Here is a 23,628-nt window from a genome sequence, read left to right on the forward strand (position 1 = left end):
ATCACATCAGCACGGGCAGGAAGCCCAAGAGCGGGCTTGCCGCGTCCAGCGCTTCTACGCCGGTCCATTCGGTCTCCGCGGCATTGGCGGCCGCCGGCGCCGCGTCGAGCTCGTCGCCGAGCGGGAGGCGCTTGGCATAGGGGGCCGCAAACAGCTGCACGCCGCGGTCGTTGATCGCGAACATCGGTGTGAAGTTGCCGAGCTCGCCGTCATCAATCAGTTCGGAGCGGCGGCTGTCCAGGATCAGCCAATGGCCGTCCAGGCGCGCCGCCAGCACGGCATGATCCTGGCGGATGGCGCGATCGCGGCCCAGCACCAGGCGCAGATCCTCGCGCGGGAAGCCGGCTTCGCTGAGCGCGATGTATTTTGCGATCGCATAATCCTCGCAGTCGCCCTTGCCGGTCGCGAAGGTGGCGAGCGGCGCAGTCCAGCGGTCGGCCTCGCCGTGCTGGGCGAAGTCGCTGACATAGCGGATCGCCTGGTTGACGGCGCGGTTGGCCTCATCCAGCCGGTCGCGTCCGGCCTTGGACTTGACCGCGCCGATCAGACGAAGGAATTGCGCGGCCTGCGACGGGCAGGCGGCCGCGTTCTCGCGGCATTGCGCGAGAACGCTCGCCTCCTTTGCGAGATCGGATTCGAGGCCGCGCCATTTGCGCCACAGGCCGTTTTCCGGTGCGCGGAAGGTGAACAGGCCAAACGGCTCGGCGCCGACAGGCGGAAGCGGCTTTGTCGCCGGCACCGCGTCGGTCGCGATATTTGGCGGCGTGAGCGAGGCGGTGCGAATGGCGTTCGGACCCCGGCCGTGCTGCCGGTCGAGCTTGGCCAGGACGTCGGCGATGGTGAAGAAGGTGGCAGGCGGGCGGTTCGACGCGGCGTCCGCAGCGGGCGCGAGCTCGCCGGCGGGTTTTCCGAGAGTGAGCTCGTCCGCGGCAAACGCGGCAGGCATGGCGCAAAGACCTATTGTCAGTGCAGCCGCGGCCATGACCGCCGACGAAGCAAACTTCAGCGACTTCATATGACGTCCCCAATGTCGGGGACCGTCAACGTCTGTGCGTCGATCTGCGTCCCCGCTGTTATCGGGACGCAAACTGGCGCCTTGGCCGCTTAAGCGGAGTTAAGTGGAGGGGGGCGCCACCTCGAATGTCGAAAAGGCGGTCAATCCGGGGTTTGCCGGTTCGTTCGAAATTGAACGAACCGAGGTTACGATTGGTTAACCACGGCCACCGTGGTCCCGATCACCGTTCGCGCAGCGCCTCGTCACGCAGCAGGCGAGCAGGCTTCACGATGTAGTCCAGCACGGATTTCTCGCCGGTCAGGACCTCGACCGTGGTCACCATGCCCGGAATGATCGGCAGCGGATGCTGCTCGGTGCCGAGATGGTTCTTATCGGTACGCACCATGACCCGGTAGAAGGTCTCCTGGCGTTCGGTCTTTTCCGCCTTGTCGTCGACGATGGTGTCGGCGCTGATGCGTTCGACCTTGCCCTTCAGCGATCCGTAGACCGAGGAATCATAGGCGCTGATCTTCACCACCGCGTCCTGGTCGGGACGGATAAACGCGATGTCCTGCGGACGAATCCGGCCTTCCACCAGCAGCGTGTCGTCCAGCGGCACGATGTCCATCAGGTTGGCGCCCGGCTGTACGACGGCACCGATGGTACTGATGTTCAGTTTGTTGACGATGCCGTGGACCGGCGCCTTCAGATCCGTGCGGCGCACCCGGTCCTGGGCGGACTTGATATTCTCGTCGAGCACGGCGAGGTCGGCACGCGATTTGGCCAGGTCCTCGTCGGCCTGTGAACGGAACGACGCGGTGATGTTCGCGATCTTCGACTGCGCTTCGGCCAGCTGTCCCTTCATCTCGGTTGCCTGCCGATCAAGTCGCAGCATCTCGATCTCGGGCACCACCTTCTGCTCATACAGCCTGCGCGTCAGGGTCTGCTCGCGCTCGAGGAGCTTGAGGGAGCCGGTGAGGCGAGTGACCTGCTGGTTGAGGACGTCGATGTCCTGCGCGACCTTCTGACCCCGCATCTTGAACACGCTGGTCTCGGTCGCGACGGCGGCGGGAACCATCTTGTCGAGATCGTCCGGGAAGGTGATCTCGGCTCGGCCGCGCGCCTCGGCGTCGAGACGGGCCACCCGCGCCGCCATCGCCGCACGGCGCTCGCGGATTTCGCCGAACTCGGAAGCGAATTTCGTATCATCGATCCGCATCAGGGACTGGCCCTGCTGAACGATGTCGCCTTCCCGGATCAGGATGTCGCCGACGATCCCGCCTTCGAGCGATTGAACCACCTGCATCTGCCGCGACGGCACGACGCGGCCGCTGCCGCGCTTGACCTCGTCCAGCACGGCAAAATGAGCCCAGATCAAGAACGTCGCAAGCAGCGCGCACGACGTCCACAACAGCATGCGGGAGGTCCGCGGCGTGCGCAGCAGCGCCGCGGACCGGATGTCATTTGCAAATGTGAAATCGGAAGACGCCATAATGTATTTGCTCGTTATGCGGATTTCGGCTGGATCGTGTTCTCCGGCGACGGGGCCGCGGACGCCGGCCGGCCCTGGAGCAAAGCGAGCACCTTGTCGCGCGGGCCGTCGGCAACCAGGCGGCCATTGTCGAACAGCAGCAACCGATCGACCATGTTCAGCAATGACAGGCGATGGGTCGAAATGATGATGGTCATGCGATCATCATCGAGGCCCTTGAGCCGCTCCAAGAACTCCTGTTCGCTGCGAATATCGAAGTGCGCCGTCGGCTCGTCGAGAAAGAGCACGCGAGGCTTGCGGATCAGAACGCGCGCGAGTCCGATGGCCTGCTTCTGGCCGCCCGACAGGCTGCGGCCGCCTTCCGAGATGGGCATGTCATAGCCCATCGGGTGACCGGCGATGAAGCTTTCGACGCCCGAAAGCCGCGCGGCAAGCAGGACTTCCTCGTCGGTCGCTTCCGGTTTGCCAAGCGCGATGTTGTCGCGCAGCTTGCCGAAGAACAGGTCGGTATCCTGCATCGCAAAGCCGATGCCGGCGCGCAGGTCCGAGGGATCGTATTGGCGCGAGTCGACGCCATCGACCAGGATGCGGCCCTCCTTCGGCTCGTAAAATCCGAGCAGCAACCTGCCGACCGTGGTCTTGCCAGATCCCACCCTGCCGATGATGCCGACCCTTTCTCCGCCCTCGATCTTGAAGCTGACCTTTTCGAGCGCGTTACCCGGCGCGTTGGGGTAGGCGAACGATACGTTCTCGAAGGCGACCTTGCCGTCTTCGATTCGTCTTGCGACGTAGGACCGGGTCGGCGAGCGTTCCCGCTCGATCGACATGATGCGATCGATCGCCTTGAGGGCCGTGATCGTCTGCGTACCCTTGGTGATCACCGCGGCGATCCCGGCGATCGGCGCCAGAACGCGCCCGGCGAGCATGTTTGCGGCGACCAGCGCGCCGACGCTCAGCTTGCCGTCGAGGATCAGGAAAATGCCGACGATGACGAGGAGCAGGCTCGTGATCTGCTGGGCCGTGCTCGCGCTCGTCAGCGACATCGACGACCAGAAGTGAACGTCCTCGCCGGATCGGGCGGTCGCGGCAACCGAGCGTTCCCACAAGGTCTGCATGCGGGCCTCGGCGCCGGTCGCACGGACGGTTTCGAGGCCGGACAGCGACTCGACCAGCACGCCGTGCCGTGCGGCGGATTCGGCCTGCAGCCGCTTGATGGCGCGATCAAGCGGGCGCTGCAGCAGGAAGCCGATCAGCATGACCAGCGGCAGCATGACCAGTGGGATCCAGGCCAGCGGTCCGGCGATGAGGAACAGCACCCCAACGAAGAGGATGGCGAACAGCAGATCGGTTGCCGAAACCACGCTTCCGGAGGTGAAGAACTCGCGCACCGAGTCGAAGTCGCGGAGCTGATTGGCCAGGATGCCAACCGAAGTCGGCCGCTGCGCCATCTTCACCGACATCACGTGCTCGAAGATGTTTGCGGCCAGCACGACGTCGATCGTCTTGCCGGTCACGTCGATCATGCGGCTGCGGACCATGCGGAAGATGAAATCGAACACGATGCCGAGCCCCATGCCGATCGAGAGCGCGATCAGGGAGGGGATTGCCCCGTTGGGGATGACGCGGTCATAGACGCTCATCGTGAACAGCGGCGTCGCGAGCGCGAGGATGTTGGTCAGAAAAGCCGCGACCGCGATGTGCCCGTAGCTGCGCCAATGCGTCTTCACCACCGACCAGAACCAGTGGCTCTTGGGGATGTCGCCTGCGGCGGCGGCGCGCGCATCGGCCTGCGGCGCGCTTCTCACCAGGAACGCATAGCCGGTATAGTCCGTGGCGAGCGAGGCGATGTCGGCGACGCGCGGGCTGTTCGGCGTCGCCGGATCAACGACCTTGATCGACTTGTTCGCCGGGTCCACACCCAGAAGGATCAGCGCAGAGCCGTTCTTCATGACGAGGACGGCCGGCAGGACCAGCGCGGGAATGTCTGAAATGTCGCGCTTGACGGCCTCGGTCTCCAGACCCGCGCGCCTGGCGGCGCGGTCGTAGAGCGAAACGGACAAGCGTCCGTCCGTGATCGGAAGTCCGCCGAGCAGAGCTTCGCGGCTCACCGCGCGGCCATGATGGGCGGCGAGATAAGTCAACGACGCGGTGAGGGGATCGTCGCCCAGCGCGCGTGGCCTGCTTGTCGCGGCAGGCTTTGAGGTTGAGTCATCCGGCGAGGGGCGGACGGCGTCGGCCGCCGCGCTGGGGGTGCGAAACAACAACTGAAACCTCGACAAGCAAAATGGAAATGCAGCAATCGCATTAGATTTCGGGCAGACTACAACAAACAGCGAACAAATTCAGCGAAACTTATCTTAACGATTAATAAGGAATCGAAAGGGCCCCGACTTGGGGCCCTTCCGGCAGTCCTGTCCTGAGCTTGTTGGCGGTCACTATCGAGCGGAACTCGGGAAGGCCGACAGCAGCCAGTGGGGCTTGGTCGACGCATAGGAGCTCGCGTTCGCCGTGACCGACGGATCCGCGTAAATCACGTTCGGGCCGTCCGCAGCCGTCTTTTGCTGCTGCATCCATTCCGTTGAACCGGGCACCGCTGCGGTCGTCGTCGCACCGGTGAAACGGTCCGCAAAGCCAACGTCCTTCGGCTGGGTTGCCGCATAGGTCTTGGCAGGACGGGCGACAGGCGCCGGAACGGCGACGTGCAGCGGCTCGGACCCGGTTTGCGGGAGGTTCACGCGAAGAGTCGGGAACGAGTAGCGGGGCAGGCCAATCGAAAGCATGTCCGTCGGCGCAGCATCGACCGGCGGCGGAGCCTTCAGGTACTCAATCAGGGTCCCCATCGCGGCCAGCAGCTGGTAGTCGGCGAAAACGACGACGCTGCGGGCGGAGGTGAGCGAGACCGATGCGTTGAAGAACTGGTTCTGCGCGTTCAGGAGATCGATCAGCGAACGCTGGCCGAGTTCATATTCCTTCTGGAACGCCGTGATGGTCTTCCTGGCTGCTTCCAGCTCACGGGTCAGAGCACCGATGCGGGTAGCCGTAATTGTACGGGCATTCCACGCCTTGTCGATCGACTCATACGCGTCGCGCTGCAGGCGGGCGTGGCGCATGGTGGCTTCGGTATAGCGCTCGGCCTTCTCTGACCTGTTCCAGGCATCTTGGCCGCCGCGGAAGATGTCCCACGACATGACGACCTTGCCGCTGTAGTCCTCATGCGTGATGGAGGGAGTCCCGGGGGTCGCCACGTAGGGGTAGGAGTTGTCGTAATGGGTTGCCCGTCCCTCGAGATAGAATTTCGGGCCGAACGTGCCGTCGGTGGCCTTGAACGCATGCTTGGCGGCGTCGGCGTCGGACTGGGCCGCCGCGATCGTCGAATTGAATCGGAGGGTGGTCGCCAGCGCTTCGTCGCGGCTGTGCGGCAATCCTGCGAGAGGGGCGGGGAAGCGAACATTGATCGGCTCAAGGCCAACAACCTTGCGGTACTTTGCCCGGGCGTCATCGAGGCTGCGCTGGAATTCGGCGAGTGCCGCACGGGCAGCTTCGACGCGCTCCCGCGCTTGCTCCAGGTCGCCTTCGCCGGCCCGGCCACCCGAGAAGCGGGAGTTCACGTTTGCAAAGATCTTCTCGTGGTTGGCGACGTTCTGCTGGGCGAGGCTGACCAACCGGATGTAGCGGACGACGTCCATGTAGCCTTCGGCGGCGTCGAGGGCCAGCAGCTCGGTTCTCTCCTTGACGCGGGAGGCGGCGGCATTGACCCGCGCGGTCTGGCGCCAGACGTCATAGATCGACGAAAAACCGTCCCACAGCAGCTGGCGCACCACGACCGATTCCTGGCTGCCATTGCGCCATGGTCCTGAGCCCACGGTCGGTGCCGCCTGAATGTTCGGGGTGATGAAGCCCGGCGATTGATCGAATTTTTCCGGGCCGTAGCTGGCGTCAATGCGCACCTGCGGCAGCAGTGTGCTTTGGGTTTGCCGCAGTTCGCTTTCCGTCGCCCGCCGGTTCGCCGAAGCCTCGCCGATACCCGGGTTGGTCTGCATGGCCTGGCGTAGTGCATCATTAATAGAAAAAACCTCGGCACATGCTGGCGTTGCCGCCAGACATAGGCACGCTATGACCGTGTATGCCGACTTCATAATCTCAGCCCCTACTCACAAAAATATTATGTAGAATCCTCCAAAGGGTAACAAAGGACAGTTCCGCGACCTATGACATTTCAGCCACACAGGCGCCCTAAGTGGGGGCCGAACCATCCGAGGTCCAGTGCGCGCAAATCTAAACATTTTTATTAAAATTCAGTGATTTATATGATGTTCTGTGATCGCGCGAACTGGTGCCGAGCCGCAACACCGGGGACCGGAACATGAAAGATCAGTTAAGCCCATCTTAAGGTTGGCGGCAGCCGGCTACTGCTGGCGACAGGTCGCCAGGTAGGTTGCAACGAAGGGCGCGGCCTTGGTGTCCGCGGAGGGGCCTCCCAGTCGGCTCGTTAGTTTGTAGAGCGACTTATCGCCAAAATAGAACCGGAAAATCTCGGCCGTGGTGTCGTCGGTGCGGGTCGCAAAGATCGACGCGGCGGTACGGCGGGCGGCCGCAAAGACGTAGGTCGTGAGCTTGGCTCCTCCCTTGCCTTCTGCCGCGACAGATGTCCCCCAGGTGACCGTGAACGTGTCGCCATCGATCACGACGGCGGGCCGGACCGTATCGAGATCGTCATCGATCCACTGGGCGTCACCGCCTTTGCCTGACGGGCCGAGCTCGACCCGTTTGCCCCGCGGCGTGTCGCAGGTGAACCGGGAAGGTTCGGCGATCGCAGCGCTCGTCGCCGCCAAGAACAGCAACAGGCAGCCGACCGACCTCCACATGGGTGTTACCCTCTGTTTCGTTGTTTGGAGGATAGTGATGTCAGCGCCCGACTCGCGCAACTCGGTGATTTACGGACAAGCAGAGCTGCTTTGCTTCCTCGCCGGAAGAGGCGCCCGCGATTTCACTCGGGCGCGATCGGGTGCGCTGGACGTTCGATCGATGCCCTGAGGCTTTCGAGTTCGAGGAAGACGTCAGCTTGCCTGCGAAGCTCATCGGCGATCATGGGAGGCTTGGTTCGGATGCTGGAAACGACCGTCACGCGGACGCCAGCCCGCCTGACGGCTTCGACGACGGCGCGCAGATCACCGTCGCCAGAGAACAGGTACGCGTGGTCGATGCGGTGCGCGATTTCCAATGCGTCGACCGCGAGCTCGATGCCGATGCTGCGCTTCATTCGCCGCCGCCCTTCGCCGTCATCGTGCGTTTTGGCTAACTTTCTCCTGACCGCATATCCGTTGTAATCGAGCCAATCCACCAGCGGCCGAAGGCTGCTGAACTCGTCGTCGTCTCTCACGACCGTGTAGAAGTAGGCGCGGACGATCTGTCCATGCTTGCCGAACTCCGAGAGCAGTCGCCGGAAGTCGATTTCGAAGCCGAGGTTCTTGACAGTGGTGTGGAGGTTCGCACCATCAATGAAAAGTGCAATGCGATCGGCCATCTCAAATCCCCATGACGTCCGGATCAGTGCTGTACGCTTCGGTTCTGAAAATTCCTCGAGCGCATCGTGGGTGAGCGCCAAAACTGAAATGACTGATCCTAGAGCAAGGACTCGCCCTGGAAAAAGTGAAAATTTTCGCCAACCCGGATGCCATACGAATCGTGCGCCTGTTGATAACATAACGGTCGAAAGCGCGCGGCTGGCCGCCCACGCAAACAAAACGATTGTCGTTGAACAACGATGCGGCCGTTCGCGCCGACGAAGCACGAAGGCGCATTCGCCAGCGCAGAAAAATTGGCCGCCATGGCGATTCGATAGCATCGGCGGTTCGAGCACGTGCGCAACGCCGATTCTGATCTCTGCAGCGTCAGAAACGAACGCCCGCCGTCGATGCCGAGCAAAGGTGCAGCGCGGCCGTGCCGCCGCGCCGCTACTCACAAGGCGATTGTTGCGTCACCGACAAAACTACATCTAAAATCAATCTAGTGTAGCGGCATCATTTCGTGCCGGCGCGATATTTCGAGATACCACTTTTTTGCAGATGCAGGTTTTGGTCGATACCAATTTCGCCGCAGGAAGGACGGCCTTGCGTGCCCACATTACGCAGATGGTTATTCTAGCGGGCGGGTGTGGATGCGCGGCGGCGTGTCTGTCGTGCCGCCTCAACCAGTCTCTCGCATGCATTGCTAACGAGCCGTCGCGATCGACCCATTGCTCGATGTTCCGATCAGCAGGAGGCAGGGTGGGGCGCTCGCGATGGGGCTTGCCGTGATCGATGTGGCAATCGGGCGTCCGATCGAGGCGGGCACCAGGGAGTGTTGGGCAAGGCGCGCGAGATGCTTGGTCGTTCTCTCGTTCTGCATCATGCTGTCCTGTTGCGGGGCCGCTCGCCAGGCCATCGAGAAGGAGGCGGGACCGGCACCGGATCCAATAACGGAGACGGCAACAGCGGCCACAGAGCCGACACCAGCGGCGACAACGACACCGACGCCGACGCCGACGCCGGAGGCGACAGGGACGCCGGCACCGGCGGCGGAACCGGTCAACCTGAACGGCGCACTCGCGGAATGCCGGAACGCGTTTCCGGATCAGATCGCGCAGGCGGTCGCGAGAGCGTCGTGTGTGATCAAGGCGACCGAGCTCGTCCGACCGCTATTGCCGTTTCCCGATCTGCTCGATCGGGAGAATGCGCTGCGCAAAGCGCTGGCCGAGCAGGTTCAAGCAAGAACAATGTCCCTGCTTGAGCGCAACATCCAGATTCAGAAGCTGCATTCGCAGCTCCTCGAAGAAGAGCGCAGTAGGCTATCGGCCGCGCCGGCGGACGGGAGCAAGCCGCCGCTGGCGGTCACGCAATGGCGGCAATCCAATGGGGAAAGTTGCGGCCGGCTCGGAGGCGACTCGGGGACGTGTTATTGAGTGGAAGGTCATAGGTCCGCCTCTTCCCGAGAGGTGGCTCGCCTACACTGCGGCAATTGGGCGGTCCGAGCCGATCCTCATCATGGGAGGACGAGCCGTGGCAGTTTGTTGAGAAGCTATGTCGGAATCGACGTCGCGAATCTGAAAAATGCCATCGCGATCGCCGAAACAAGCCGGTGAGGAGAGGTTCGCTTTTTCGTGAGGTCGATGCGTCGGCGACCGGCATGCGTCGAGTCTTTAAACGGATCGCCAGCCGGCTTGTTGGTGTGCATCTCTGTGCGAGGCTGGTTCGACTAGCTACGGGCTTTATCGCCTGATCCTGTGGCTCGGCCACGAACACGACCGTGGGTGCCTCAGATAGCTTCGCACGTGGTGGGTGGGCTGTTAGAGCGCGTGCTGCGCGAAGCGCCCACAGGCCGACGCACTTTGATCTGCATCAAGGTCTAGGCTGGCGATCTAAGCAAGCGATGGAGGCGGGCCTCCGCCTCCATCCCTGAGGCTTCAACAGAGGGAAGAACATTATGCGCAAATTATCCGGAGCAGTATGTTTCTCACTGTTACTTTCTGCAGTTCCTGCAAATGCATTCGATCAAAGTCAGAAGGACGAACTCGGGAAGATTAGCACCGCCTATGAGCAGTATTTCAACAAGCAGGATGCTGCAGGCATTACTTCACTTTTTGCGAAAAATTACCTGCGCGTTACGCCAATGGGGATTGTTGACAACACGAAATACTATGAAGGAGCGTTCAAGGCCGGGATGAATCACTTGGAAATAAGAACAACCGACGTTCAGCTCTTGTCGGAGAACATGGCTATGCGAACCGGCGAGGCCCGCGTAACCGGCAAGAGTGAGAAAGGTGATCCTCTGGAATTGAACGCCTTCTGGACCAGTCTCGATGTTCGTGAGAATGGCCAGTGGAAAATTCGTATGCTGACGTCGATGCCCAAGGCACCGCCGCAGCCGCAACAGGAAGCAGCCAAATAACCTGAGGCGTCGGCGAACTTCGGGGCGGCAAACTGCCGCCCCCGCATTCCGTGCTGCAACTCCGGGGATCCTTGTGGCCCGTAGCTGGCTACCGTTTCCCGAGCTGCTCGATCGAGAGAACGCCGTGCGCAAGGTATTAGCGGAGCGGGTCCAAGCAAGAACGATGTCCCTGCTCGAGCGCAACATCCAGATCCAGAAGCTTGATTCGCAGCCCCTCGAAGAGGAGGGGAGCAGGTTATCGGCCGCGCCCGCGGACGCCAGCAAGCCGCCGCTGGCCGTCACGCAGTGGCGGCAATCCAATGGGGAGAGTTGCGGCCGGCTCGGAGGGGATTCAGGGACTTGTTACTGAGGCGTGCGGCGCCTTTGAAGCGCTTGGAAGCGCACGGTCGGGCGCGCGTGCGATCACCGCTTGTCGCGGCTTTCCCCGTAAAGTCACGGATGCGACGTGCGCCATAAAGGAACCCTTTGTCGGATCGACATTAATGTTAAGGGCGGGGATTTCGTGCGCCGCTAGACGGCCGCGCAAATTTGCGGCAAATTGCATTCAAATTAAGTTTTGGGATGCTTGCTCGCATTTTTTGCGGACACAGATTGCAGGCCTTCCCACGACGAGCCAGTTTGAAGACAAAGATTTTAATATGTGCGGAGTTCAGAGCCGCACCGAAGCGGGCAGGGTAGTGCGTTCGAGGTCTTTCACAGCACGGTGGACGAGCAAATAACATAAATGGCGTGGCCATTGCTTGTCGGTCGAAAACGCTCGCAGGTTTTTTAGACGAGCGTTTGGAAGTTTGATGAATTGATTTTCGACTGCAATCACACCTGCTCTGCGTCGGCAGAGTTTTTTAGGAGTGTGTATTGAGTCGCTTTTTGTTTACCCCGAAGTCCGAACCGGCGCTCGACTGGTCCGAAATGGAATCCCGCCTCCGGGATATGCCGGTTAGTCCTCCGCCGTCTGATCTTCGCGTCGAGTCGTCGGCGACGCTTGCCAATGATCGGTTGCTGACCGCGTCCGACGAGGGCCGCGTTTCACGATCACCTCATCAAGATATCATTTCAGAATTCGAGGCCGCAATCGCGGCATGCGATTTAATCCATTGCCAGCCAGCCACTGCGTTCACTCGCATCCGGACCGGTTCCAAATAGTATTTTGATCTATCAGTTTCGAGGACGAACAAATGGCGACTCAGACCACTGGCGGCGGCAGCACCACTTCCTTCAGCAATACGCCACAGGCCAAAGACGACACCTTTACGAGCGCGCAAACCGGGCTAACGGAAAACAGCCCAACCAGTACCATCCCAACCATCGTGTATTTGGACGTGATGGCTAATGACCTTGGCGGCAATGCCAAGACACTGTTCTCGATCGACAACGGCATCAACAATGTCGGGGGCATGAACGGCTATGTTGCGGCTGACCTGCTGACTCAGGATACCACACGAGTCGAGTCCACCAGCGCAGATACCAGCCTAAATGGCGCCAAGATCTGGATCACGTCCGATGGAAAAGTGGGTTACGACGCAAGCACGTTGAGTGCATCCTTCAAAGCGCAACTTGATGCACTGCAGTCTGGACAGTCTCTGACCGATTCCTTCATCTACGCTATCCGGCTCGGCAACGGTACTCTGAGCTGGGCTACGGCGACCGTACAGTTCGCGGGGGCCAACGACGCCGCCATCATCAGCGGGACGACGAGCGGCACCGTGGTGGAGGCCGGCGGGGTTGCCAACGGAACGCCGGGGACACCGACCGCAACCGGCACGCTGACCGACACCGACGTCGACAACACACCAAATGCGTTCCAGGTGGCGGCGGCCGGCTCGGCCACGGATAACCACTACGGCACCTTCCAGATGACCGCAGGTGGCACCTGGACCTACACGCTCGACAACAGCAATGCCGCGGTCCAAGGATTGAATGTCGGCGGTCATCTGACCGATACGTTTACGGTCCGCACCATCGACGGCACGGCACAACAGATCACCGTCACCATCAATGGTACTAATGACGCAGCTGTGATCTCGGGCACCACGAGCGGCACCGTGGTCGAAGCTGGCGGCGTCAATAACGCAATCGCCGGAACTCCGACTGTCAGTGGCACGCTGACCGACACCGACGTCGACAACACACCAAATGCGTTCCAGGTGGCGGCGGCCGGCTCGGCCACGGATAACCACTACGGCACCTTCCAGATGACCGCAGGTGGCACCTGGACCTACACGCTCGACAACAGCAATGCCGCGGTCCAGGGACTGAATGTCGGCGGTCATCTGACCGATACGTTTACGGTCCGCACCATCGACGGCACGGCACAGCAGATCACCGTCACCATCAATGGTGCCAATGACGCGCCATCGATGCCATCCGACGGCAACAATGCCACCAACACGGTTGCGGAAGGCGCCGCGGCCGGCACCACCGTCGGCATCACGGTTCACGCTACGGACGTAGATAGCCCAACGGTGACCTACTCGCTGAGCGACGACGCCGGCGGCCGCTTCGCGATCGATGCCTCGACCGGCGTCGTGACCGTGGCCAATGCCTCGCTGCTCGACTTCGAGACCGCGACCAGCCACAACATCACCGTCAAGGCGGCCGACGCCAGCGGCGCGTTCACCACCCAGACCTTCAGCATTGCCGTCACCGACGTGGCGCCGACCCAGCCGGTCGACGGCAACAATGCCACCAACACGGTTTCGGAAGGCGCCGCCAACGGCGACCTGGTCGGGATCACCGCGACCTCGAGCGACGTCAACGGCGGCACCGTCACGTTCTCGCTGAGCGACGACGCCGGCGGCCGCTTCGCGATCGATGCCTCGACCGGCGTCGTGACCGTGGCCAATGCCTCGCTGCTCGACTTCGAGACCGCGACCAGCCACAACATCACCGTCAAGGCGGCCGACGCCAGCGGCGCGTTCACCACCCAGACCTTCAGCATTGCCGTCACCGACGTGGCGCCGACCCAGCCGGTCGACGGCAACAATGCCACCAACACGGTTTCGGAAGGCGCCGCCAACGGCGACCTGGTCGGGATCACCGCGACCTCGAGCGACGTCAACGGCGGCACCGTCACGTTCTCGCTGAGCGACGACGCCGGCGGCCGCTTCGCGATCGATGCCTCGACCGGCGTCGTGACCGTGGCCAATGCCTCGCTGCTCGACTTCGAGACCGCGACCAGCCACAACATCACCGTCAAGGCGGCCGACGCCAGCGGCGCGTTCACCACCCAGACCTTCAGCATTGCCGTCACCGACGTGGCGCCGACCCAGCCGGTCGACGGCAACAATGCCACCAACACGGTTTCGGAAGGCGCCGCCAACGGCGACCTGGTCGGGATCACCGCGACCTCGAGCGACGTCAACGGCGGCACCGTCACGTTCTCGCTGAGCGACGACGCCGGCGGCCGCTTCGCGATCGATGCCTCGACCGGCGTCGTGACCGTGGCCAATGCCTCGCTGCTCGACTTCGAGACCGCGACCAGCCACAACATCACCGTCAAGGCGGCCGACGCCAGCGGCGCGTTCACCACCCAGACCTTCAGCATTGCCGTCACCGACGTGGCGCCGACCCAGCCGGTCGACGGCAACAATGCCACCAACACGGTTTCGGAAGGCGCCGCCAACGGCGACCTGGTCGGGATCACCGCGACCTCGAGCGACGTCAACGGCGGCACCGTCACGTTCTCGCTGAGCGACGACGCCGGCGGCCGCTTCGCGATCGATGCCTCGACCGGCGTCGTGACCGTGGCCAATGCCTCGCTGCTCGACTTCGAGACCGCGACCAGCCACAACATCACCGTCAAGGCGGCCGACGCCAGCGGCGCGTTCACCACCCAGACCTTCAGCATTGCCGTCACCGACGTGGCGCCGACCCAGCCGGTCGACGGCAACAATGCCACCAACACGGTTTCGGAAGGCGCCGCCAACGGCGACCTGGTCGGGATCACCGCGACCTCGAGCGACGTCAACGGCGGCACCGTCACGTTCTCGCTGAGCGACGACGCCGGCGGCCGCTTCGCGATCGATGCCTCGACCGGCGTCGTGACCGTGGCCAATGCCTCGCTGCTCGACTTCGAGACCGCGACCAGCCACAACATCACCGTCAAGGCGGCCGACGCCAGCGGCGCGTTCACCACCCAGACCTTCAGCATTGCCGTCACCGACGTGGCGCCGACCCAGCCGGTCGACGGCAACAATGCCACCAACACGGTTTCGGAAGGCGCCGCCAACGGCGACCTGGTCGGGATCACCGCGACCTCGAGCGACGTCAACGGCGGCACCGTCACGTTCTCGCTGAGCGACGACGCCGGCGGCCGCTTCGCGATCGATGCCTCGACCGGCGTCGTGACCGTGGCCAATGCCTCGCTGCTCGACTTCGAGACCGCGACCAGCCACAACATCACCGTCAAGGCGGCCGACGCCAGCGGCGCGTTCACCACCCAGACCTTCAGCATTGCCGTCACCGACGTGGCGCCGACCCAGCCGGTCGACGGCAACAATGCCACCAACACGGTTTCGGAAGGCGCCGCCAACGGCGACCTGGTCGGGATCACCGCGACCTCGAGCGACGTCAACGGCGGCACCGTCACGTTCTCGCTGAGCGACGACGCCGGCGGCCGCTTCGCGATCGATGCCTCGACCGGCGTCGTGACCGTGGCCAATGCCTCGCTGCTCGACTTCGAGACCGCGACCAGCCACAACATCACCGTCAAGGCGGCCGACGCCAGCGGCGCGTTCACCACCCAGACCTTCAGCATTGCCGTCACCGACGTGGCGCCGACCCAGCCGGTCGACGGCAACAATGCCACCAACACGGTTTCGGAAGGCGCCGCCAACGGCGACCTGGTCGGGATCACCGCGACCTCGAGCGACGTCAACGGCGGCACCGTCACGTTCTCGCTGAGCGACGACGCCGGCGGCCGCTTCGCGATCGATGCCTCGACCGGCGTCGTGACCGTGGCCAATGCCTCGCTGCTCGACTTCGAGACCGCGACCAGCCACAACATCACCGTCAAGGCGGCCGACGCCAGCGGCGCGTTCACCACCCAGACCTTCAGCATTGCCGTCACCGACGTGGCGCCGACCCAGCCGGTCGACGGCAACAATGCCACCAACACGGTTTCGGAAGGCGCCGCCAACGGCGACCTGGTCGGGATCACCGCGACCTCGAGCGACGTCAACGGCGGCACCGTCACGTTCTCGCTGAGCGACGACGCCGGCGGCCGCTTCGCGATCGATGCCTCGACCGGCGTCGTGACCGTGGCCAATGCCTCGCTGCTCGACTTCGAGACCGCGACCAGCCACAACATCACCGTCAAGGCGGCCGACGCCAGCGGCGCGTTCACCACCCAGACCTTCAGCATTGCCGTCACCGACGTGGCGCCGACCCAGCCGGTCGACGGCAACAATGCCACCAACACGGTTTCGGAAGGCGCCGCCAACGGCGACCTGGTCGGGATCACCGCGACCTCGAGCGACGTCAACGGCGGCACCGTCACGTTCTCGCTGAGCGACGACGCCGGCGGCCGCTTCGCGATCGATGCCTCGACCGGCGTCGTGACCGTGGCCAATGCCTCGCTGCTCGACTTCGAGACCGCGACCAGCCACAACATCACCGTCAAGGCGGCCGACGCCAGCGGCGCGTTCACCACCCAGACCTTCAGCATTGCCGTCACCGACGTGGCGCCGACCCAGCCGGTCGACGGCAACAATGCCACCAACACGGTTTCGGAAGGCGCCGCCAACGGCGACCTGGTCGGGATCACCGCGACCTCGAGCGACGTCAACGGCGGCACCGTCACGTTCTCGCTGAGCGACGACGCCGGCGGCCGCTTCGCGATCGATGCCTCGACCGGCGTCGTGACCGTGGCCAATGCCTCGCTGCTCGACTTCGAGACCGCGACCAGCCACAACATCACCGTCAAGGCGGCCGACGCCAGCGGCGCGTTCACCACCCAGACCTTCAGCATTGCCGTCACCGACGTGGCGCCGACCCAGCCGGTCGACGGCAACAATGCCACCAACACGGTTTCGGAAGGCGCCGCCAACGGCGACCTGGTCGGGATCACCGCGACCTCGAGCGACGTCAACGGCGGCACCGTCACGTTCTCGCTGAGCGACGACGCCGGCGGCCGCTTCGCGATCGATGCCTCGACCGGCGTCGTGACCGTGGCCAATGCCTCGCTGCTCGACTTCGAGACCGCGACCAGCCACAACATCACCGTCAAGGCGGCCGACGCCAGCGGCGCGTTCACCACCCAGACCTTCAGCATTGCCGTCACCGACGTGGCGCCGACCCAGCCGGTCGACGGCAACAATGCCACCAACACGGTTTCGGAAGGCGCCGCCAACGGCGACCTGGTCGGGATCACCGCGACCTCGAGCGACGTCAACGGCGGCACCGTCACGTTCTCGCTGAGCGACGACGCCGGCGGCCGCTTCGCGATCGATGCCTCGACCGGCGTCGTGACCGTGGCCAATGCCTCGCTGCTCGACTTCGAGACCGCGACCAGCCACAACATCACCGTCAAGGCGGCCGACGCCAGCGGCGCGTTCACCACCCAGACCTTCAGCATTGCCGTCACCGACGTGGCGCCGACCCAGCCGGTCGACGGCAACAATGCCACCAACACGGTTTCGGAAGGCGCCGCCAACGGCGACCTGGTCGGGATCACCGCGACCTCGAGCGACGTCAACGGCGGCACCGTCACGTTCTCGCTGAGCGACGACGCCGGCGGCCGCTTCGCGATCGATGCCTCGACCGGCGTCGTGACCGTGGCCAATGCCTCGCTGCTCGACTTCGAGACCGCGACCAGCCACAACATCACCGTCAAGGCGGCCGACGCCAGCGGCGCGTTCACCACCCAGACCTTCAGCATTGCCGTCACCGACGTGGCGCCGACCCAGCCGGTCGACGGCAACAATGCCACCAACACGGTTTCGGAAGGCGCCGCCAACGGCGACCTGGTCGGGATCACCGCGACCTCGAGCGACGTCAACGGCGGCACCGTCACGTTCTCGCTGAGCGACGACGCCGGCGGCCGCTTCGCGATCGATGCCTCGACCGGCGTCGTGACCGTGGCCAATGCCTCGCTGCTCGACTTCGAGACCGCGACCAGCCACAACATCACCGTCAAGGCGGCCGACGCCAGCGGCGCGTTCACCACCCAGACCTTCAGCATTGCCGTCACCGACGTGGCGCCGACCCAGCCGGTCGACGGCAACAATGCCACCAACACGGTTTCGGAAGGCGCCGCCAACGGCGACCTGGTCGGGATCACCGCGACCTCGAGCGACGTCAACGGCGGCACCGTCACGTTCTCGCTGAGCGACGACGCCGGCGGCCGCTTCGCGATCGATGCCTCGACCGGCGTCGTGACCGTGGCCAATGCCTCGCTGCTCGACTTCGAGACCGCGACCAGCCACAACATCACCGTCAAGGCGGCCGACGCCAGCGGCGCGTTCACCACCCAGACCTTCAGCATTGCCGTCACCGACGTGGCGCCGACCCAGCCGGTCGACGGCAACAATGCCACCAACACGGTTTCGGAAGGCGCCGCCAACGGCGACCTGGTCGGGATCACCGCGACCTCGAGCGACGTCAACGGCGGCACCGTCACGTTCTCGCTGAGCGACGACGCCGGCGGCCGCTTCGCGATCGATGCCTCGACCGGCGTCGTGACCGTGGCCAATGCCTCGCTGCTCGACTTCGAGACCGCGACCAGCCACAACATCACCGTCAAGGCGGCCGACGCCAGCGGCGCGTTCACCACCCAGACCTTCAGCATTGCCGTCACCGACGTGGCGCCGACCCAGCCGGTCGACGGCAACAATGCCACCAACACGGTTTCGGAAGGCGCCGCCAACGGCGACCTGGTCGGGATCACCGCGACCTCGAGCGACGTCAACGGCGGCACCGTCACGTTCTCGCTGAGCGACGACGCCGGCGGCCGCTTCGCGATCGATGCCTCGACCGGCGTCGTGACCGTGGCCAATGCCTCGCTGCTCGACTTCGAGACCGCGACCAGCCACAACATCACCGTCAAGGCGGCCGACGCCAGCGGCGCGTTCACCACCCAGACCTTCAGCATTGCCGTCACCGACGTGGCGCCGACGGGTGTGGACGATACCAGTGCCAGTGCCGGCGCCACAGCGGCAACCGAGAAGGGGGGTACAAGCAACGGCTCTGGCGGCATCAACGGCAGCGGCAATGTGCTGACCAACGATAGCGACGTCCATGGCGGCAGCTTGACGGTCAGTGCGATCCGCGTCGGCGGCGTCGAGGGAGTCGGCACGGCCGGCACGCTGGGTGCCGATCTATTGGGAGCGCACGGCACGCTGACGATGAATGTCGATGGCAGCTACACCTATGTGGTGAACCAGAACGACAGCGCGGTGCAGGCGCTCAACGTCGGCCAGACGACGACCGATACCTTCAACTACACCGTCACCGATGGCAACCTGACCGACACGGCGGTGCTGACAGTCACAATTAACGGCGCGAACGACGCTCCCGTGAATACGGTGCCCGGTGTGCAGGAGGTCGTGCAAAACACTAACGTGACATTCAACGGCGCCAAACTCGTCTCAATCTCCGACGTTGACGTGGGCGCTGGCACCGAGACGGTGACGTTGTCGGTTGCGCACGGCACGCTGACGCTATCAGGTACCACCGGCCTCTCGTTCACCACCGGTGACGGTACGACCGACACCACTATGACCTTCTCCGGCTCGGTGACCAACATCAATAACGCCTTGAACGGTCTTCTCTACAATCCAGCTGATACTTTCGTCGGCGCTGATACTTTGACGATCACAACGACGGATCAGGGAGGACTGAGCGATAGCGATACCGTTACTATCAATGAGGACAGCCCCAACCCAGGTACGCTGACGGCTAGTCCGACCGACGTCATCTTCTACGCTAGCGGCACGAACACGCTAAACGGAACAAACACCACCTTAAATGGAACAGATCACATAACTGGCGGGACCGGCACAGACACGCTGATCGTGACTGGTGGCTCCCCCGGACCATTCACATTTGGTGATGGAAACATCTTTCTCACAAACTTTGAAGTCTTCAAAATCGTCGACACCAACAGCGGAAATCATACCGACAACGTAACTTTCCTGTCCTCGTTCCAGAACAATGGAACGCTGACTATTGACGCGTCTGGAATCGTGGGCAATGGCAAACTTAATTTGGATGCTAGCGCGGTTACTTCGGGAGCTTTTATTGTCGTTGGTGGAGATAGTAACGACATTCTCAAGACCGGCTCAGGCGACGACACGATCACCGGCGGCTCCGGTGCCGATAGCATTACCGGTGGTGCCGGCGCTGATACGATGACCGGCGGAGGCGGTGCCGACACATTCGTCATCAGTAGCGGACAATCTCTCGGCATTGTTGGGGGTTCCGGAGATGCCGGCACGATTTCCGGCTATGATGTGATCACGGACTTCGCCACGACAGGAACTAACGATATCCTCGATTTGCCAGTCACCACGACGGGTAGCTCGGCCACGACCAACGACTCCACACTGACGATCGGGGGGGCGACCGTGAAATCCCACTCAATTACGAATGGGATAATTACATTCGACGATGCTAATACCTTCGCGTCGGCCCTAACCTTATCGTCCACCTCTAACGTCGCCGCCGTTGTCCAGTATCTCCACAATAACGACATAGCCACAGGCACCGGCGCGGCGGTTGCGTTCGTGGCAAATATCGGCGGAACTGCCCATAGCTACGTCTTCGAGCAGGTCGGGGCCACTCCGAACGTCAACGCCGACATCCTGGTGGATCTCGTTGGTGTCACCCTGACCAATATCAGTCAGGCACATCTCGCTCCCGCAGGCATTGCCGGCCAACCCATCAGCCTCGGCCTGACAAACCCGGTGGATCATGTTGGTACGGTTAACGTCAGCATTAGTGGCATTCCCTTGGGCTGGACGCTAAGCGAGGGCACCGATAACGGTGACGGGACCTGGTCGATCCAGACAGGCGATGTCACCGGACTCTCTATCAACACGCTTGATAGTTATACCGGCGCAATCTCGTTGCACATATCGCAAACCTGGATCGATTCTGCCGGCGGTACTGGCCTTTCGATGATCGCGGACAACATCGAGGCGTTTGCCCCCGGTACCCCGATCTTCGCATGGTCAGGCGACGACGCGCTGACCGGATCTGCCGGTCACGACACGTTCGTGTTCTCACGGCCGATCGGCAACGACGTCGTCCACAGCTTCGAGGTGTCATCCGACGTCATCGACCTGATCAGCTACGGCTGGCAGAGTTTCGCGGAAGTTCAGGCCCACACGGCGGACGACGGAAATGGCAATGCTGTGATCACGCTGGCTGACGGCCAGACCATCACGCTCGACCACGTGCATGCGGCGGACCTGACCGCAGCAAACTTCGAATTCGACGTCACGCCGACCGTCGAAAATCCAGGCCTGATGACCATCGGCGATGGGGCGATGCTGCCGCTGTCGGGCGCCATCCACAACACTGGCGAGATCGACCTGCAGGCTTCCGGCGACGACACGCTGCTGCAGCTGATCCAGACCAGGCTCACGCTCAACGGCGGCGGCCATGTGACCCTGTCTGACGATGACCACAACATCATCGCCGGCACGGCCTCGAACGTCACGCTCGACAACGTCGACAACGTGATCTCCGGTGCCGGGCAGATCGGGCAGGGGAGCCTGACCCTGAGCAACGAAGGCACCATCAATGCCACCGGGACCCACGCCCTGGTGATCGACACGGGCGCCAACGTGATCGCCAACGCCGGCACGCTAGAGGCAACCGGTACGGGTGGGCTCGTGCTCGCCAGTGCGGTGGCCAACAGCGGCCTGATCTGGGCCAATGGCGGTAACGTCACAGCTGAGGGCGAGGTTACCGGCAGCGGCGGCGCTCTGATCAGCGGGGCCGGCACCATCGAGTTCGGGGCAGCCTCGGCGGCAGGCGTTACCTTCGATGTGACTGCCGCCGGCCACCTGATCCTGGATGACGCCTTCCACTTCTCCGGAACGGTGAGCGGCCTCGATGGCAATGACGACATCGATCTCAAGGGCATCAGCTTCGGCGCCAACACCGCGGTGAGCTTCGCGGAAAACCAGGCGGGGACCGGCGGCACCCTGACGGTGTCAGACGGCGCTCACACGGCGAGCATCGTCCTGCTCGGTCAATACGATCCGGCCGGGTTTGCCGAGAAGGCTGACACAACGAACGGTACGGTGATCACCTATGATCCGCACCACATCGCCTGAGGGGCGTGAACTTCACGGGGGAGGAAAATGATCGGGGGAGAAGCCGAACCCCGGAAGTTTACCCTCCTGCCTTTTTTGGGTCGGCAGCGGCTTTGGCGCAGCCGCCGGCCATGCTAAGCAGGATAGATTGGATAATTGATTTACTTGGACCTTTTGACTGCCGCCTATTGGCTGTCAGTCATCATTTTTAAGGGATGGCTCCGGCCAGGTTCCGCGTGAGTACCCTTCGGAAAAGAGCGGACGAAATGCGGCAGGCGCTGCAAGCCTGCCAAGGTTATTTTGTCACTGCAGCCATATTCAGCCTGGCTATTAACCTGCTCTACCTGGCCGGTCCGCTGTACATGCTGCAGGTGTATGACCGCGTGATCTCGAGCGCCAGCGAGGTCACGCTGTTGATGCTGACGCTGGCGCTATTGCTGGCGTTCATGGCGCTCGCGGGGCTCGATGCGGTACGCGCACGCGTGCTGACGCGCACCAGCATTCGCCTCGATCGCAAGATCGCGCCGCGGGTGATGACCGCAATCATCGACCATTCGGCAAAAATCGGCGGCGCGCGCAGCCAGCTCTTGCGTGATTTTGATACGTTCCGCCAGTTCATCACCGGATCCGGAATTCACGCTATCTTCGATCTGCCGTGGTCGCCGATATACATCGCGGTGATTTTCGCTCTGCACCCGTTGCTGGGCGCTTTTGCGCTTGGGTGCACGATCATCCTGGTCCTGATGGCCCTTCTCAACGAATGGATCGTAAAGCCTCCGCTTTCCGAATCCAGCGAGGCGGCAAATCGAAATTACAGTTTCACCGAGATGAGTCTGCGCAATACGGAAGTGGTGCGCGCAATGGGGATGACCGCCGGCCTCCTGAAGCGATGGGGCCGGGACCGCGACCGAATGCTTGAGCGCCAAGTCGCCGCAAGCGATCGCGCGGCCACGATGCAGAGCCTAATCCGCTTCCTGCGGCTGTCGATGCAATCCTTGATTCTCGGTCTCGGCGCCTATCTGGTGATCGAGCGGCTCACCACCGCTGGTGCCATGTTTGCCGCCAGCATCCTGCTTGGCCGCGCGTTGCAGCCGATCGAACAGATCGTTGGATCCTGGCGTGGTCTCGTTTCGGCCCGCGGCGCATTCCTGCGGGTGCGCGAGCTGTTGGCGGCCAACCCGCCGCGCGAAACAGGACTGACGCTGCCGCGGCCCGAAGGGCGTATTTCCGTCGAAGCGCTGTCCTTTGCTGCGCCTGGAACGTCGAAGCCCATTCTGCGCGGAGTCACCTTCCAGATCGAACCGGGTGAAGTCCTGGGGATCATTGGCCCCTCTGGCGCCGGCAAATCCACGCTCGCGCGTCATATTGTCGGCGTTCAGGCGCCATCCGCAGGGGCCGTTCGCCTCGACGGATCCGACGTTTCGAGCTGGATCAGGTCGTCGCTCGGCGAGCATCTTGGCTATCTGCCCCAGGATATCGAGCTGTTTGCCGATACGGTGGCAGCCAACATTTGTCGGTTCAAGGACGGTGACGACAAGGACATCATTCTGGCGGCGCGAATGGCCGACGTGCACGAGATGATCCTGCGGCTCGTCGATGGCTACGATACTCAGGTCGGGGAAGGCGGCGCGATCCTGTCCGGAGGCTACCGCCAGCGCATCGGCCTCGCACGCGCGGTCTACGGCAATCCAAGCCTGGTCGTGCTCGATGAGCCGAGCTCGAACCTTGATGCCGAGGGCGATGCGGCGCTCGCCGACTGCATCACGCAGCTGAAGAAGCGCGGGACCACGGTGGTGATCATTTCGCATAGGCCGGCCACCATCGGCGTGGTCGACAAGATATTGGTGTTGCGCGAAGGCGTGGCCGAGATGTTCGGACCGCGGAGCGAAATCCTTGCGCGCCTCACGCGGCCTGTGCCGGTTCCTGCAGTTCGGGGAGCGACCGGTTAGGAGAAG

At 63.1% G+C, this 23,628-nt stretch carries 10 protein-coding genes; 4 read left to right on the plus strand and 6 right to left on the minus strand.

The features are described 5' to 3' along the window. Position 1 precedes the first annotated feature (1 nt). The 6 genes from ACVI1L_RS29265 to ACVI1L_RS29290 form a co-directional block, all read right to left on the minus strand. The gene (locus ACVI1L_RS29265; protein ID WP_057017073.1) at positions 2–1,015 is read right to left on the minus strand and encodes a transglutaminase-like cysteine peptidase; all 1,014 of its coding nucleotides are present in this window, start codon (positions 1,013–1,015) and stop codon (positions 2–4) included. 220 nt (positions 1,016–1,235) lie between these two features. Then, complete coding sequence (locus tag ACVI1L_RS29270; RefSeq protein ID WP_018270880.1) at positions 1,236–2,486, minus strand: HlyD family type I secretion periplasmic adaptor subunit; 1,251 nt, start codon at positions 2,484–2,486, stop codon at positions 1,236–1,238. A 14-nt stretch (positions 2,487–2,500) separates the two neighbouring features. Further along, a complete protein-coding gene (locus ACVI1L_RS29275) occupies positions 2,501–4,654 on the minus strand; it encodes a type I secretion system permease/ATPase (RefSeq protein WP_274612733.1) in 2,154 nt (717 codons plus the stop codon). Positions 4,655–4,921: 267 nt separating this feature from the next. Next, on the minus strand, positions 4,922–6,622 hold the full coding sequence (locus ACVI1L_RS29280) for a TolC family outer membrane protein (protein WP_057017074.1): 1,701 nt from the start codon (positions 6,620–6,622) through the stop codon (positions 4,922–4,924). A 270-nt stretch (positions 6,623–6,892) separates the two neighbouring features. Next, on the minus strand, positions 6,893–7,351 hold the full coding sequence (locus ACVI1L_RS29285; protein ID WP_253609344.1) for a hypothetical protein: 459 nt from the start codon (positions 7,349–7,351) through the stop codon (positions 6,893–6,895). A 122-nt stretch (positions 7,352–7,473) separates the two neighbouring features. Then, positions 7,474–8,010 carry a LabA-like NYN domain-containing protein gene (locus tag ACVI1L_RS29290; protein ID WP_038377452.1) on the minus strand — a complete coding sequence of 179 codons (537 nt, stop codon included), beginning with the start codon at positions 8,008–8,010 and terminating at the stop codon, positions 7,474–7,476. Positions 8,011–8,721: 711 nt separating this feature from the next. Here ACVI1L_RS29290 and ACVI1L_RS29295 point away from each other — a divergent pair. The 4 genes from ACVI1L_RS29295 (at position 8,722) to ACVI1L_RS29310 (ending at position 23,622) form a co-directional block, all read left to right on the plus strand. Next, positions 8,722–9,426 carry a hypothetical protein gene (locus ACVI1L_RS29295; protein ID WP_456784473.1) on the plus strand — a complete coding sequence of 235 codons (705 nt, stop codon included), beginning with the start codon at positions 8,722–8,724 and terminating at the stop codon, positions 9,424–9,426. Positions 9,427–9,947: 521 nt separating this feature from the next. Further along, complete coding sequence (locus ACVI1L_RS29300; protein WP_456784474.1) at positions 9,948–10,412, plus strand: nuclear transport factor 2 family protein; 465 nt, start codon at positions 9,948–9,950, stop codon at positions 10,410–10,412. A 1,322-nt stretch (positions 10,413–11,734) separates the two neighbouring features. Then, positions 11,735–21,694, plus strand: coding sequence for a cadherin domain-containing protein (locus ACVI1L_RS29305; protein WP_456784475.1), 9,960 nt, complete (start codon positions 11,735–11,737; stop codon positions 21,692–21,694). Positions 21,695–21,939: 245 nt separating this feature from the next. Next, positions 21,940–23,622 carry a type I secretion system permease/ATPase gene (locus tag ACVI1L_RS29310; RefSeq protein ID WP_456784476.1) on the plus strand — a complete coding sequence of 561 codons (1,683 nt, stop codon included), beginning with the start codon at positions 21,940–21,942 and terminating at the stop codon, positions 23,620–23,622. The last annotated feature ends 6 nt before the right edge of the window (positions 23,623–23,628 follow it).

It is taken from the genome of Bradyrhizobium sp. USDA 4516 (assembly GCF_054055915.1).

What these genes read in the sequence shown, in the direction of transcription:
- ACVI1L_RS29265 (WP_057017073.1), bottom strand. Translation starts at nt 1,015, where the DNA reads ATGAAGTCGCTGAAGTTTGCTTCGTCGGCGGTCATGGCCGCGGCTGCA.
- ACVI1L_RS29270 (WP_018270880.1), bottom strand. Translation starts at nt 2,486, where the DNA reads ATGGCGTCTTCCGATTTCACATTTGCAAATGACATCCGGTCCGCGGCG.
- ACVI1L_RS29280 (WP_057017074.1), bottom strand. Translation starts at nt 6,622, where the DNA reads ATGAAGTCGGCATACACGGTCATAGCGTGCCTATGTCTGGCGGCAACG.
- ACVI1L_RS29285 (WP_253609344.1), bottom strand. Translation starts at nt 7,351, where the DNA reads ATGTGGAGGTCGGTCGGCTGCCTGTTGCTGTTCTTGGCGGCGACGAGC.
- ACVI1L_RS29290 (WP_038377452.1), bottom strand. Translation starts at nt 8,010, where the DNA reads ATGGCCGATCGCATTGCACTTTTCATTGATGGTGCGAACCTCCACACC.
- ACVI1L_RS29300 (WP_456784474.1), top strand. Translation starts at nt 9,948, where the DNA reads ATGCGCAAATTATCCGGAGCAGTATGTTTCTCACTGTTACTTTCTGCA.
- ACVI1L_RS29305 (WP_456784475.1), top strand. Translation starts at nt 11,735, where the DNA reads ATGGCTAATGACCTTGGCGGCAATGCCAAGACACTGTTCTCGATCGAC.
- ACVI1L_RS29310 (WP_456784476.1), top strand. Translation starts at nt 21,940, where the DNA reads ATGCGGCAGGCGCTGCAAGCCTGCCAAGGTTATTTTGTCACTGCAGCC.